This window comes from Bradyrhizobium sp. LA6.1 (genome assembly GCF_040547805.1).
In the GTDB taxonomy this organism is placed as follows: domain Bacteria; phylum Pseudomonadota; class Alphaproteobacteria; order Rhizobiales; family Xanthobacteraceae; genus Bradyrhizobium; species Bradyrhizobium barranii.
On sequence record NZ_JBEPQK010000011.1, the window covers coordinates 147,051 to 159,942 of the forward strand.

Consider the following 12,892-nt stretch of genomic DNA (forward strand, 5'->3'; position numbering starts at 1 on the left):
AGGCCGCTTGGGCCTGCGTCACGTCTTCTCGTGCTTGCGCAGGTCGCGGGCGTGATCGAGGCGGATGGCCTGGAGGTCGACTTCTTCAGGCGGAACCTGGGGGAGGGCGGCCTCGGTCAGGATGGCCTCGGTCACGTCCTCCACCGCATTCTCCGCGATTTCGTGGATGAACGAGATGTTTCGATATTCACCCGAAGCGACGCGGGAGATGACCTCGCGCCTTGTGATCTCGGGATCGACGACCGCCTCGCGTCCGCGCCGCCCATAGTCGATCATCACGACGAAATACTGCATGAAACGATCCTGCCGCGCCCCGTAGCCGGGAGCGCGGCAGAGTATTTCCGAAAAACAGAATTAAGTCAAGAGAGATTTCCAAAAATCGGAAATCGGCGCCTATTTGCTCTTCTTGCGAGGGCGTGCCGACTTGGCGCGCAGCCGCTCGAGCTGGCCCTTGGGCATGGACAGGCAGATCTCGCCGACCCACTCGAGCTTGACGCCGACGATCGGCTTGGCGTTGAAGCTGTTGAGATTGACGACGGAGGGAGTTTTTCCGCGTTCGATGGTCTTCAAATAGCGTTCACCCGTCTTGAGCCGGACCACGGCCTCTTCACCGTAGAAGCTCGACAGCGGATGGCGCTGGTCCTTGTAGACGACGATCACGTCGCCGCTCTCGTATTTGGGCAGCATCGAATCGCCAACGATCTCGAAGGCGACGGTCTCTTCCATGATCGGGAACGGCAGCGCGATATCGCCGAGGCCTTCCGGGGGAACCTGTTCATAATCGGGCTCGATCACCGCGCCGGCCCCGACGCGGCCCATGATCGGCGCGAGATTGAGCTCAAGATATTTCATGATGGGAATGATTTCGGACGCCTTCACCAGGCGCTCGCCGCCCAGGATCTCCGACACCGCGCCGGGCCGCACGCCCATGGCCGCCGCCAGGCCGCCCTTGCTTTTGCCCGTCTTCTCCAGGCCCCGCTCGATCATTGCAACGTCCAACATGGTGATTCCCTCGATTGCCCATCGTCCCGCCTCTTGTAATCCGAAATTCGGAATTGATGCAATTATGAATATCAGAATTGTCGCTTGACAGTTGCTTCGGAATAACGGAATGTACGTTCCGCCTCGCGATCGAGCGATCGGAGGAGGCGCATCACAGGACAGCAGCATGGAACCGGGTCATTGGCCGTCGGAGCACTCCGACGCGCTTCGCGACTATTTTCTCAAGGGAATGTCTTATGCGGAGATCGGAAGACAGATAAACGGAAGGTTTGGAACGGCTTACACACGCAACGCGGTGGCCGGCCGCGCCAAGCGGCTTGGACTCGCGGCACCGGCGCGGATGACGAGTCCGTCGATCGTGCCGTCCTTGCCGTCAGGAGCTTGTCTCATCGGGCCGCCCCGTGCGGCGGTGCCGAACCTGAACTTGCCACCGAAATCCGCAATGAAACCCGCGCGGGTCAAGTTGCGCTGTGTCGGCGTCCAGCCCCGCCTGGTCGCGCTAGGCGAACTCGGGCGCGACGACTGCCGCTATCCCTATGGTGGCGACAAGGACGGGGAGGGGATCGCCTTCTGCGGCCATCCGCGCCAGCCGGGCTCCAGCTATTGCACGCCGCATTCCTGCCTGACGCGAAGGTCTGAGGCTGCGTCCGCTCGCGCCGCCGGTCCCGTCGTCCTGAGGCTGATCTCTGCCGCCTGACGGGACCGCTATTCATTCAATTTGCGAGGAGTATCCGAGTGGCAGGTGCACGACGTAACAAGTCCTACAGATTGACTGGAATCTACGATCGGCGCTCGCGCGAGGTGCCGTTCAATGCAGAGGTGGCGGAGGTCGAGGTCGACAATCCGCTGGCGCTCGATGCCGGCGAGAAGATCGTCGCCGTCCGCTCGATCCGCGGCGATCCGCTCGGCCGGTTGCACGCGCATCATCAGATCGACGAGGCGCAGTATCGCGGCGGGCGCGCCTTCCAGAACGACTGGGAGAGGGCGGAGCGCGGGCCCCAGGCGGTGGACCCGACGCGCGAATACGTCGATGGCACGCGCTCGCGCGAGCCCGTCACCGAGGACCAGCGCCAGGCTGTGCTGCGCCTGAACCGGGTCGAGCGCGAACTCGGTACCGACGGCGCCGCGCTGGTGCACGACGTCCTGGTGCTGGGGCTGACCATGGATCAGATCGGGGAGCGGCGCGCTGTCCGTACCCAGCGCTGGAACGACTATTTCGCGCGGCGCTTTCGCGAATGCCTGGACCGGCTGGCGCTGATCTACGGCTTTGCGACGGAAGGCCGGGCTCGGCGCGCCAAGCAGCGTTGAGAGTAGTGGTGCGCCTGCGGGTCTCGCCGCAGGCGCGCCCGGGTCGCTTGTTACGGATGCGGCACGATCTGGTAAGGCGTCGTGTAGGGCTCCACACGGAGAGACGCGTTGGCCAAGAGCCCGATCTTCGCGGTCGGCGCCTGTTGCAATTCACCGTTCGGGCCGCGATGCACGTTGTACTGCCAGACCGTGAGATCGCCCTTCTGCGCCAGCGCATGCGCAACCGCGCTCGCATCATTGCCGCCGAGCGCCTGGAGCTCCTCCGCCGACAATCCGACGACGATTTCGTCCTTGATGGTGACGATCTTGAACAGATTCATCCTGGTCTCCTGCGCCCATGCGCCTTGTATCGAGAAAGTGAGAAGCGCGATCGCGCCGCCCTTGATGAGATCGCAGCGGGAAAGCATGCTGTCGTCCTTTGGTGCTGAGGCGCGCCCGAATCGAGAAGTCCGTCAGCCATGGCGCCCGTGGTCCGCGTGGCCGCATCGCAACCGCTTGGTCGTTCAACCTTGAACGACGGTTCATTGGCGGAGATATCTTCGAACCGATGAACCCTGGTGCGGGGAACCGAGTCCAAGCCGAGCAGCTCAAGGGGGGCTTCACTGGCGGACGGATCAAGACGCTGCAGGCCGGCTGCGCGGCTCGACGTTCATTTCGCCGACGATACAACCGCCGAGGTCGGACTCAACAATTACGTGTATACGCTGAAGAAACTTTAATCTGGCCTCTTTCACACCGGAAACACGGCGAAACGCCGCACCGATTGACAGCGACCGAGGCCGTGTGCGTGAGTGATGCCACTTCTTGACGCAGGTGGGTGACGACGGTCCATATTCCTGTTATCCGGAATTGCCGTGGTGCGATGCGGACGAAGCATCGCTACGGCGACGGATGGGCTTGCCGGAAGGGTTGTTTCTTGACATAATTGCAACCTGTTCGGTTGAGCCAGTCCGTATGGACATGTGGTTCAGCGTGTTAACCCACCGGGTGCCCCGGCCGAGATCTCAAGGTCACCATGGCGTCCGGTCATGGTGTTCGGTTCTCGAGCGAGACCTCGGCGTCTGATCACGAGGGCTGATGCTTGTCATAGGTGCGAGATGAAAAACCTCAATTTCGCGGCTGAACTGCACCTCAAGCTCGGCGCGCCTGCAAGCAGCACCGTTGAAAGTCTGCGCCTGCTTCGCGCGTTCCTGAAGCTCGGGCCTCGACAGCGTTTCGAGGTCATCAAGCTGGTCGAAGACCTCGGCACCGAAGAAACCCTTCCCGAGCACCCCCTATCCTGACCCCCGGCCGCGCGCCGGCCTTACGCCTCGTCCCTCGTTTTCCTGCCGGAGCGGACCGCCGGGCGACGTTTGCCCCCAGGCTGCCGCTGGAATGCGGTCCGGCAAGTGTGGTATTCAGTTGGGAAAAACGGGGAGGAGTATGACCATGATCGAACCGAAGCTCGAAGTCCCGGCCGAACTGCGCGACCTGGCCGAAAAGACGATCGACCAGGCGGAACAGGCGTTCGGCATGTTTTTCGAAGCTGCCACCAAGTCGATGACGTCGGTTCCCGGAGCGGGTACCGAAGTGTCCAAGCAGGCGCTCGCGTTCACTGAGCAGAACATGAAGTCGGCGTTCGAGCACGCGCGCAAGCTCGTGCATGCCACCGACCTTCAGGAAGCGATGCGAATCCAGTCCGACTTCCTGCGCAGCCAGTTCACCAGCGCCGGCGACCACATGCGCCAGATGACCGGGAGTTTCATGCAGCCCGGCAAGGGAAAGTCCTGAGTTCCGGTGTGCGCCGCGTGCCCGCAAATTGATCCTGCGTGACGCCGCGCTCAGCCGCAGCACGATCCCGGAAATTGCGAGAGATCGATGCGGGCGATGATCGACCGCAGCAGCGTGCGGGTCGCACGATAGAGATACCGCGCGATTGCCGGTGTCCTCGCAGCTGGCAGGCCAAGGCCTGCCGTATCGAGACGTTTCGTATCGAGACTTTCGATGGAGTGCGACACGTGCCCCTCCGGGATGGTGAGGCCCTTCCTATCGTCGCCAGTCTGGAGCTGCCTTGATCTGCCGCAAAGGGGGCCCGGCTAGTAGTCGCCGGGGTTCATGATCATCGGGCTTCTGGTGTCAGCCGGCGCGAGCGAGCTGCTGGCACTGTCACGCAAGAAGCGGTCGAGTGTCGCCTGGATCTTCTCCTTGACCGCATCGGGACCGCGATCGCTCATCTCGGTGTGCTGAGCACCGGTATGGACGATGTCGATGCCGCGCGCTTTGGCCTCTTCAGGCGTCGGCAGCACGCCCGGGTCGGTCTGGAAATGCGGATCCTTGGAGCGGAACGACAGGATCTTCAGGTTGTCGCTGAGCACGAAGGGCACCCGCAGATTGTCGAGCGTGATCACCTTCGACACGATCTCCGGGTGCTGATGGGCGACATACATCGAGACGTCGCCACCGTTGGAATGGCCGACGAGGGTGATGTGGTCGTAGTCGGTGTTTTCCTGCCGTCGCTTCAGTTCGGCCAGGGCGAAAAGGATGTTGGCCTCGCAGCGGATATAGACCTCGCGCCGCCCGACATATTGCTGACCGACATGGGTCATCAACGGCGGATCGCTCGGCAGGTCCTGCTGGATGCTGGCAACGAGATAACCGCGCGCCGCGAGCACGTTGGCGAGGAAGGAATACTCGGTCGCCTTGACGGTGTTGCCGTTGCTGATGATGGCGAGCGGGAGCTTCCAGAGCCCGAGATTGGCCTTGGTCTCGTAGTCGCGCCGCACCGCGATCTCGACCGAGATCGGCCGTTGGCGCGAGGCATCGAACAGGGTCAAAATCTCATGTCGGATCGCGAACCGGCTGACCACGAAATACTGGCCGACGCCGAGCACGCAGAGAAAGGCCAGGATTGCAAACACCCTCTTCATGGTTCCGTCCCAATCACTTTTGACTGAAAATGGTCATTGCAAGCCCCCGGATCGAGCGATCGTGAGCAGGTTACGGGATTAAATTTAGGCAAGTCTGTGAGCAAGGCCGCAAAAGGGCCGCATGCCGGGTGTGCTCAAAGCGCGGCAGCTAGAGGCAGCCGCCCCTGCCGCGTTCGGGGCAGAGCCGGAATGCGCTCGAGAGGGTGAACAGGAAGCGTGGGCTGCGGCGCTCGTTGTCTGGCGCCCGGTAGCTCAAGGGGACGGCTACGCCGAGATCGGCTTGAAGATCATCCGGCAGAAAGAACCGCACGCCGGCTCCGGCCGATGTCAGCGACAGGCCGTCGCTCAGGCGGTAACCGTCGTTCCAGACTGCGCCGGCGTCGCCAAAGGCGTAGAGCTGATAGCCGGTCCAGTAGCGGAAATTGAGCTTCTGGTCGAAGCGCAGCTCGAGCGAGCCGGCAAGACCGTTATCGCCGCTGATCTCGGCCGCGCCATAGCCCCGGCCAAAAGCCGCGCCGCCGAGATAGAATTGCTGCGAAATGAACAGCGGCCGCGATGCCGTCTGGCTGGCTGCGGACAGCTTGAGCGACCAGGCGTCGTTGAGGGTCTGGTAGCGCGTGAACCAGAGGTCCAGCACCGAGAAGTTCGACGCGGCGCCGTCGCGCGACAGCAGATCGTCGTCGAAATGCGAGGCACCGAAGATGTCGAGACCCTGGCGGTAGGTCAGCGTCGCGAAATTGGTGCCGCCGAAGCGATCCTGGAGCCGATAATCGGCGGTCAGGCTCGCGGTCCTGATGTGGTCGTTGTACCAGGGGCCGTAAAGATCGTGCTCGGACACGTTGCTGAAGGTGCCGGCCAAGGTCAGCGTCAACGCCGATGATTGCGACATGAAGGGCATGGTGCTTGCCCGCAGCTCGAACGCCTCTGTCGTGGTGATGTCGCTGTCGAGGCGGCGGGCGTCACCCGGCCGGACCGCGCTGTACAGGACGGAAGCGCCGAGGCGCACGCCATCGACGCCAACGGGCGCGTCATAGGATAGTCGCGCAAAGCCAAGCTCACGCGGGTCGTTGGCAATCGTCGACAGGTTGACCGCCAGCGTATCGCCGGGCGTGAGGTAGGAGTTGAAAGCGCCGGTCGCATAGGTCTGCCACGGGCCGACCGACGATGAGCCCAGATTATCCAGGCCGACCGACGAGAAGACGTGCCAGGTCTTCAAATGGACGATGAGGCGAAAGCGGCCGGTGGCACCGCCGATCTCCTCGAGCGCGGTGTCGGTGATCCGGATGCCCGGCCCGCTGTTGATGAGGAAGAGCTGACGTTCGAGCGTTGCCAGGCGCGACGGCTGCTCGGCGAGAACCGGCCCCAGCATCGGCCTCACGCCAAACTGCTCGGCGCCGTCGCCTTTCAGCTCGGCCTGCACGATGGCGCCTTCAATCACCTGGATCCGGACGCGGCCGTCGGCGATGTCCTGCGGCGGCACGATCGCCCGGCTCAGATGGAAGCCGTCTGCGCGGTAGAGATCGCTGATCGCGCCGGCGATCGCGGCGAGGTCGGCTTGCGAGACCTTCTTTCCGAGATAGGGCTGATAGGCTGCGGCGATGCGATCGCGGGGAATGGCTTGGGCGCCGCTGACATCGATCCCGCGCAACACGAATTGCGGTTTCGTATCCCCGCCTGTGTTGGGCCGGCCGACCGCCGGCAGCGTGACCGGAGGACGGCTCAGCGATTCCTGCTCGGTTTGGTTTTCAAAGTATTTCTCGGGCTGCCGCGGATCGAAGCCGGGCTGGTTCGCCTGTTGAGCGAACGCCTGCGAAATTCCCGTGAAAATCGGTGCCGCCAGCACCAGTGCAACGAGGAGATGCCGCTTCTCAATGCGCGCAACGAGCCGCTCCCCGTAGTTTAACGGAGCAGTGCACAAGAGCCGGTAAGAGTTCGTTAGCTGCATGATTTTTCTTAGTTTTTTATGGTCAATGATTGGTTAATGCAGCCATTGGACTTGCCGGTTCCCGCTAATTCTCTCTTGAGTGATTTCGGATACGCCTCAGGACTGGCTGTAATGCGGGACTGAGGATCGTGATGCTGGGCAGAGTTGGAATGCGGTGCGCCTTCGTGGCCGCGCTGATCCTGGGTACGGCCTCGTTCGCATCTGCCGCGGACGATGGCGTCTGGTCAGTCAGCAAGTCCTCGGGTGAGGTCTGGCTTGCCGCCAACGGCGCGCAGCCTGTGTCATTGACCCAGGAAGGGACGCTGAGGGCCGGTGATACCATTCGCACCGGACGCAACGGACGCGTGCTACTCGTCCGCGGCGAGGAATCGATTTTGATCTCCCCGAACTCGGTGGTCGGTTTGCCGGCCGAGAAGAAGGAAGGGCTCTCGACCACCATCATCCAGCAGGCGGGTTCGATCCTGCTCGAGGTCGAGAAGCGCAACGTCAAGCATTTCGAGGTCGAGACGCCGTATCTCGCCGCCGTGGTCAAGGGAACGCAATTCAGCGTCACCGTGAATGCTGGCAGCACCAAGGTCGGCGTGCTCCGCGGCCAGGTTGAAGTCTCCGACTTCAAGTCCGGACAGATCGCGCAGGTCATGCCGGGACAGGCGGCCACCTCCCTTGAGCACGGCAAGCCCGGCCTCAGCCTGAGTGGTGCCGGGACCTTCAATCCGATCGAGCACGGCAAGCCGCGCGCCTCGACGATCGAGCGTGTCCCGGTGCCGAAATCGGGCCTGTCGGCACCGCGCAATGCGGCGAACGGCCATGCGATCCATGCGCTTGGTCCGATCGACAAGGGAACCAAGGCGGCCGGCGCGCCGGCGCAATCGCATCAAGCGGCCGGCGGTCAGGCGCCCAAAGGCGTCGTCGTGCGCATCTCCAGTTCGCTCGGTGAGGTCAAGCTGAACGTCCACAAGGTCACGAACGGGCTCGCCCACGGCGCCGTGACAACGGGGCACGTGCGCAACGCGAACGCCAGCACCGGGACCGAGACGGTCTGGGGCGATACGAAGGCGAGCACGACGACCACGGCCGCCAACAGCTCCAACGTGACGGCGGTTACGGTGAGCAGCAGTGCACCCGCGGCCAGTGCCACGTCGACGTCGTCAAATACGACGACGACGGTTGCGACCACCTCTGGTTCGACCAGCGATGTGTCCGGCGGAAGCTCCGGGAGCGGAAGCAACGGGACTGTTACGACCAGCAACGGAAGCGGCGGCACCGGCAATAATGGCAACAACGGCAACGGGAACAGCGGAAACGGGAATAACGGCAACAACGGTAACGGCAATCATGGCCACCACTACGGTTGGTATTGGGGCAGAGGCCATCGCTAGGACCGTGTCGTCGGCATAGGGGAGCGCCTGGCGGCAGGGACCGCCGGTGCAGGGGAGCAAAGTGAAACGCCATCGGCCGCATATTCTTGTCATGATCGCGCTTGCGGTCGTGCTGTCCACGGGGTGGCACGGCGCGCTTCGCAACGCGCTCACCGATCTGCGCTTCGCCTGGCAATCGCGTACGGCCAGCGGCAATGTCGTCGTGGTGGCCATCGACGCACCCTCGATCGACCAGATCGGAATATGGCCCTGGCCGCGCCGGCTGCACGCGGAGCTGTTGCACAGGCTCGAGGCGGCGGGGGCACAGGACGTCGCCTTCGACGTCGATTTCAGCACACCATCGGATCCGGCCTCTGACGAAGCCCTCGTCACCGCGCTTCGGGAGGTCGGCGGTTCGACGATCCTGCCCTCCTTCAAGCAGCCGACGCCGAATGGTGGCGCGGTTCACATCAATCGTCCACTGAAGCCGTTCAGCAACCAGTCGTGGCCGGCCGTCGTCAATGTTGCGATCGAATCCGACGGGCTCGTGCGCCGCTATCCGGTCGGAGAGAAGCTTGGCGATGCCGTGATGCCGTCCATGGCCGTCGTGCTGGCCGGGCAGGACGCCAATCGGCGCCCGCCCTTCCTGATCGATTTCGGCATTCGTGCGGCCTCCATCCCAAGTGTCTCCTATTTTGACGTGCTGCGCGGCGATGCCGCGACCTTGGACAAGCTGAGAGACAAGAAGATCATCGTCGGTGCTACCGCGCTCGAACTGGGCGACCGGTTCAGCGTTCCCAACGGCAAGATCGTCTCTGGACCCGTCCTCCAGGCCCTGGCGGCGGAATCGATCCTCCAGAACCGGATGCTGCGCTGGACGTCCGATGCCGGCATGATCATTGGCTTGGGCCTGATCTGCCTGGCGATGATGTATTCGTGGCGCCGTTCCGCACCAGGCGTCCGTGTCACCATCCTCGTCGCCGCAGGAGCGGGCGTGGAACTTGCCGCTGCGCTCGTGCAGGCAAGCTGGCCGCTCATCATCGACACGTCGCTGTTTCACATTGCGATCATTGCCTATCTGACCGCGATTGCACTCGACGAGATCGATTTCCGTAGTCTCCTGGGACGTATTGCCGAGAGCCGCTTTCATCGTATCGCGATGTCGCTCGGCGACGGTCTCATCTGCACCGACGAGGATCATCGGATCACGGTGTGGAATCCGGGCGCCAGCGCGATCTTCGGTTACATGCCGACCGAAATGATCGGGCGTCCGTTCGAAACGCTCTGTGCGGAGCCCGCCGGCGGTGGCGCAAAGGCATTTGCCATGCGCGATGCTGCGCGCCAGGCGCTGTTGGTGCCCGGCGGTGCCGTCGTCGTTGAGTTCCAGGGGCGGCGGAAGAACGGCGAGACGTTCGCGGTCGAAGCGAGCTTTTCGGGCTGGCAGGGCACGGACGGCTTCCAGTACGGAGCGATCCTGCGCGACATCTCGGTCCGCAAGCGCGAAGCCGAACGCGTCAGGTATCTCGCCGAACATGACGCGTTGACCGGTCTTGCCAACCGCAACATGCTGCATGCAAGCCTCGCCAATCTGATCGCCGCGGCGGAGCGGCGATCGTCCGACGTCGCGCTGCTCGTGCTCGGGCTCGACGGCTTCCAGCAGGTCAACGACATGCTTGGACATTCGGCCGGCGACCTCGTGCTGCGGGCCGTCGCGGAGCGCCTCCGGACCAAGGTCGATGGCAAGGCGGTCGTCGCCCGGCTCAGCGGCGACGAGTTCGCCATCGCGCTTGATTGTACGGAGGCTGGCGAGCCGATTGTGGAGTTTGCCGAGCGGATCGCGCGCGCGTTCGAAGTGCCGCTCGCAACGGGCGCGCGCCAACATCGCGTCAGGATCAGCATCGGCGTCGCCGTCTATCCGGAAGGTGGGCACAACGCCGATGATCTTCTCGGCAATGGTCATCTGGCGCTGAGCAAGGCAAAAATGACGCGGCGCGGCAGCCACGTGATCTTCCAGAGTGCGATCAGGCAGGAGCTGGAGAACCGGCTGACGCTGGAGAGCGAACTGGCGCTTGCCGCGGATCGCGGCGAGTTCGAACTGTTCTATCAGCCACAGGTTCGGCTGGTCGACGGCAGCCTGCTCGGGGCCGAAGCGCTCATCCGTTGGCGGCATCCCGCGCGCGGCTATGTCTCGCCCGGGGAATTCATGCCGGTGGTCAACACCTCGTCCCTGTCCGAGCGGATCGCGAACTGGGTGATGGAGACCGCCTGTCGGCAGGCGCGAGCCTGGGAATTGTCCGGAAACAGCGTGCGCGTTGCGATCAACCTCTCGCCGTCGCAGCTCGAGTCCGGCGACCTCGCGCATTCCGTTGCGGCGCTGCTCGCGGGGACGGGGCTCACGCCGTCGCTGCTCGAGCTCGAAGTCACCGAGGATATCCTGCTGCATGACGAAAGCCGCGTGCTCGACATGTTCGAGCGGATCCAGCAGCTCGGCGTCCGCGTTCTGTTCGACGATTTCGGCACGGGCTATGCGAGCCTGAGCTATCTGAAGAAGTTTCCGCTCGACGGGCTCAAGATCGACCGGTCGTTCGTGCTTGACCTGCTCGCCGATTCCGACGACGCCGCGATCGTCGGCTCGACCATCGGTCTCAGCAAGCAGCTCGGGCTCACTGTCGTGGCGGAAGGCATCGAGAACCGTGCCACGGCCGACTTCCTGGTCAGCATGGGATGCGAGGAAGGGCAGGGATATTTCTTCGGCCGCCCGATGCCTGCCGGGGCGTTCGAGAGGCAATTCCTGCCGGCTGAACTCGAAGCCGTCAGCGCGGCCTGAACCGCTTCAACTCCGATCGCTACCGCCGGCGTGCAACTGCCACGCCAAAGAGGAAGGCGACGAACAGACTGGCCAAGGGCGCTTCGCGCGTGATTGCCGCGACGGTCGCGAGCGGCCGGCCGGGTTTTCGTGCTTCGTCGATTGCGGCCGTGAGGCGATCGACCGCGGCGTGCAGGCCGCCTGCCACCTCGCCAATGGTGCGGGACACGTCGGTTGCTGCGTCGATGGCACGCTCGGCCATGCCGGGCGGGGGATTGGGCTGCGGTATGTCCGTGCTCAAGATCGCGACCTCCGGAATTGGCGAAGAGATGGAGGCCGGCACCTTTGGCTATCCGCGCGTGCGCTCGTTTTGAACAGCGGGTCGAGAGACCTTTGGCTATCCGCGACAGGCGCCGTTTTGAACGGCGGATGCCGGCCCTGCAGAGAAAATGCGGCGTTCGGGAATTTGTTCCGGGCGCGCGAGCTCTTTCGTCCCGTAATCCCGGGAAACGACGGATGCGAATCTCTGTTAGGCTGGCGGAGGCTTGCTGATCTCAGGAGATTGCCGTGACCGATCGGATCATGACGGATCAAGCCCGGCGCATCGCCTTGCTCGGCGCGCCCATCGACATGGGCGCTTCGCAGCGCGGCACCTTGATGGGCCCCGCAGCGCTGCGCACCGCCGGCCTTGCGCCACTGCTCGAAGGCCTTGATTTCGAAGTTGTCGACTACGGCGATCTCTCCGTGGCGGAGGTCAGGGACCTCGCTGACAGGCCGCCCGAAAAGGCCAATCACTATCGCGAAATCCAGCGCTGGACGCGTCTGCTGAGCCGCAGAGGCCATGAGATCGCGCAGACCGGGGCGTTGCCGATCTTCCTCGGCGGCGATCACACATTGTCGATGGGCTCGGTGAATGCCATGGCGCGCCACTGGCAGGAGCGCGGACGCGAGCTGTTCGTGCTCTGGCTCGACGCCCATGCCGATTACAACACGCCCGAGACGACGATCACCGCCAACATGCACGGCATGTCGGCGGCGTTCTTGTGTGGCGAGCCCGGCCTCGACGGATTGCTCGGCGATGATCCGCGCGCCTCGATTGATCCCGACAGGCTGGACCTGTTCGGCGCGCGTTCGATCGATAAGCTCGAAAGGGAATTGATGCGCACACGCCGGATCAGGGTTGTCGACATGCGCCAGATTGACGAGTTCGGCGTCGCTGTGCTGATCCGGCGCGTCATCGAGCGCGTCAAGGCGTGCGATGGCGTGCTCCATGTCAGCTTCGATGTCGATTTCCTCGATCCGTGTGTGGCGCCGGGAGTCGGCACCACGGTGCCGGGCGGAGCGACCTATCGCGAGGCCCATCTGATCATGGAGCTGCTTCATGATTCAGGCGTGGTCGGATCGGTCGACATCGTCGAACTCAATCCGTTCCTGGACGAGCGCGGTCGCACCGCGCGCACTGCGGTCGAGCTGATCGGCAGCCTGTTCGGACAACAGATCACCGACCGCCCGACGCCGAGTAACGCGATCGCACCGGGCGAGTGACAGCTGAGAGCTGTTTTGCATC

At 63.6% G+C, this 12,892-nt stretch carries 14 protein-coding genes; 7 read left to right on the forward strand and 7 right to left on the reverse strand.

The features are described 5' to 3' along the window. Window positions 1–18: 18 nt before the first annotated feature. Together ABIB99_RS25830 and ABIB99_RS25835 are read right to left on the reverse strand one after the other, a co-directional pair. Entirely contained in the window at window positions 19–294 is a 276-nt protein-coding gene (locus ABIB99_RS25830; protein WP_259256627.1) for a hypothetical protein, read from the reverse strand. Between the two features lie 99 nt (window positions 295–393). Beyond that, complete coding sequence (locus tag ABIB99_RS25835) at window positions 394–1,002, reverse strand: S24 family peptidase (RefSeq protein WP_354178022.1); 609 nt, start codon at window positions 1,000–1,002, stop codon at window positions 394–396. Between the two features lie 166 nt (window positions 1,003–1,168). Here ABIB99_RS25835 and ABIB99_RS25840 point away from each other — a divergent pair, with 166 nt between their 5' ends. Together ABIB99_RS25840 and ABIB99_RS25845 are read left to right on the forward strand one after the other, a co-directional pair. After that, window positions 1,169–1,699 carry a GcrA family cell cycle regulator gene (locus ABIB99_RS25840; RefSeq protein ID WP_354178024.1) on the forward strand — a complete coding sequence of 177 codons (531 nt, stop codon included), beginning with the start codon at window positions 1,169–1,171 and terminating at the stop codon, window positions 1,697–1,699. Between the two features lie 38 nt (window positions 1,700–1,737). Further along, entirely contained in the window at window positions 1,738–2,310 is a 573-nt protein-coding gene (locus tag ABIB99_RS25845; RefSeq protein ID WP_063982039.1) for a hypothetical protein, read from the forward strand. A gap of 50 nt (window positions 2,311–2,360) precedes the next feature. Here the strand turns inward: ABIB99_RS25845 and ABIB99_RS25850 are convergent, their stop codons facing one another. Beyond that, window positions 2,361–2,717 (reverse strand): hypothetical protein, encoded by a 357-nt coding sequence (locus ABIB99_RS25850; protein ID WP_028152906.1) that lies wholly within the window; start codon window positions 2,715–2,717, stop codon window positions 2,361–2,363. A gap of 690 nt (window positions 2,718–3,407) precedes the next feature. Here ABIB99_RS25850 and ABIB99_RS25855 point away from each other — a divergent pair. Both ABIB99_RS25855 and ABIB99_RS25860 read left to right on the forward strand, forming a co-directional pair. Further along, window positions 3,408–3,593: a hypothetical protein gene (locus ABIB99_RS25855; RefSeq protein WP_063982041.1), complete on the forward strand. Its 186-nt coding sequence runs from the start codon at window positions 3,408–3,410 to the stop codon at window positions 3,591–3,593. 145 nt (window positions 3,594–3,738) lie between these two features. After that, a complete protein-coding gene (locus ABIB99_RS25860; RefSeq protein WP_014493705.1) occupies window positions 3,739–4,080 on the forward strand; it encodes a phasin in 342 nt (113 codons plus the stop codon). 50 nt (window positions 4,081–4,130) lie between these two features. Here the strand turns inward: ABIB99_RS25860 and ABIB99_RS25865 are convergent, their stop codons facing one another. The 3 genes from ABIB99_RS25865 to ABIB99_RS25875 all read right to left on the reverse strand — a co-directional run bounded on the left by ABIB99_RS25865 (window position 4,131) and on the right by ABIB99_RS25875 (window position 7,161). Then, on the reverse strand, window positions 4,131–4,307 hold the full coding sequence (locus ABIB99_RS25865; protein WP_354178027.1) for a hypothetical protein: 177 nt from the start codon (window positions 4,305–4,307) through the stop codon (window positions 4,131–4,133). A gap of 78 nt (window positions 4,308–4,385) precedes the next feature. Next, entirely contained in the window at window positions 4,386–5,216 is an 831-nt protein-coding gene (locus ABIB99_RS25870) for an alpha/beta hydrolase (protein ID WP_063982042.1), read from the reverse strand. A 148-nt stretch (window positions 5,217–5,364) separates the two neighbouring features. Then, a complete protein-coding gene (locus ABIB99_RS25875) occupies window positions 5,365–7,161 on the reverse strand; it encodes a ShlB/FhaC/HecB family hemolysin secretion/activation protein (protein WP_354178029.1) in 1,797 nt (598 codons plus the stop codon). 131 nt (window positions 7,162–7,292) lie between these two features. Between ABIB99_RS25875 and ABIB99_RS25880 the strand changes: the two genes are divergently transcribed. Then, window positions 7,293–8,540 (forward strand): FecR family protein, encoded by a 1,248-nt coding sequence (locus ABIB99_RS25880; protein WP_354178031.1) that lies wholly within the window; start codon window positions 7,293–7,295, stop codon window positions 8,538–8,540. 61 nt (window positions 8,541–8,601) lie between these two features. Further along, window positions 8,602–11,346: an EAL domain-containing protein gene (locus tag ABIB99_RS25885; RefSeq protein WP_354178032.1), complete on the forward strand. Its 2,745-nt coding sequence runs from the start codon at window positions 8,602–8,604 to the stop codon at window positions 11,344–11,346. A gap of 19 nt (window positions 11,347–11,365) precedes the next feature. Here the strand turns inward: ABIB99_RS25885 and ABIB99_RS25890 are convergent, their stop codons facing one another. After that, window positions 11,366–11,626: a hypothetical protein gene (locus tag ABIB99_RS25890; RefSeq protein ID WP_071911781.1), complete on the reverse strand. Its 261-nt coding sequence runs from the start codon at window positions 11,624–11,626 to the stop codon at window positions 11,366–11,368. A 266-nt stretch (window positions 11,627–11,892) separates the two neighbouring features. On the opposite strand from ABIB99_RS25890, the gene rocF reads away from it, so the two are divergent. After that, window positions 11,893–12,870 (forward strand): arginase, encoded by a 978-nt coding sequence (gene rocF, locus ABIB99_RS25895; protein ID WP_354178034.1) that lies wholly within the window; start codon window positions 11,893–11,895, stop codon window positions 12,868–12,870. Window positions 12,871–12,892: the final 22 nt, after the last annotated feature.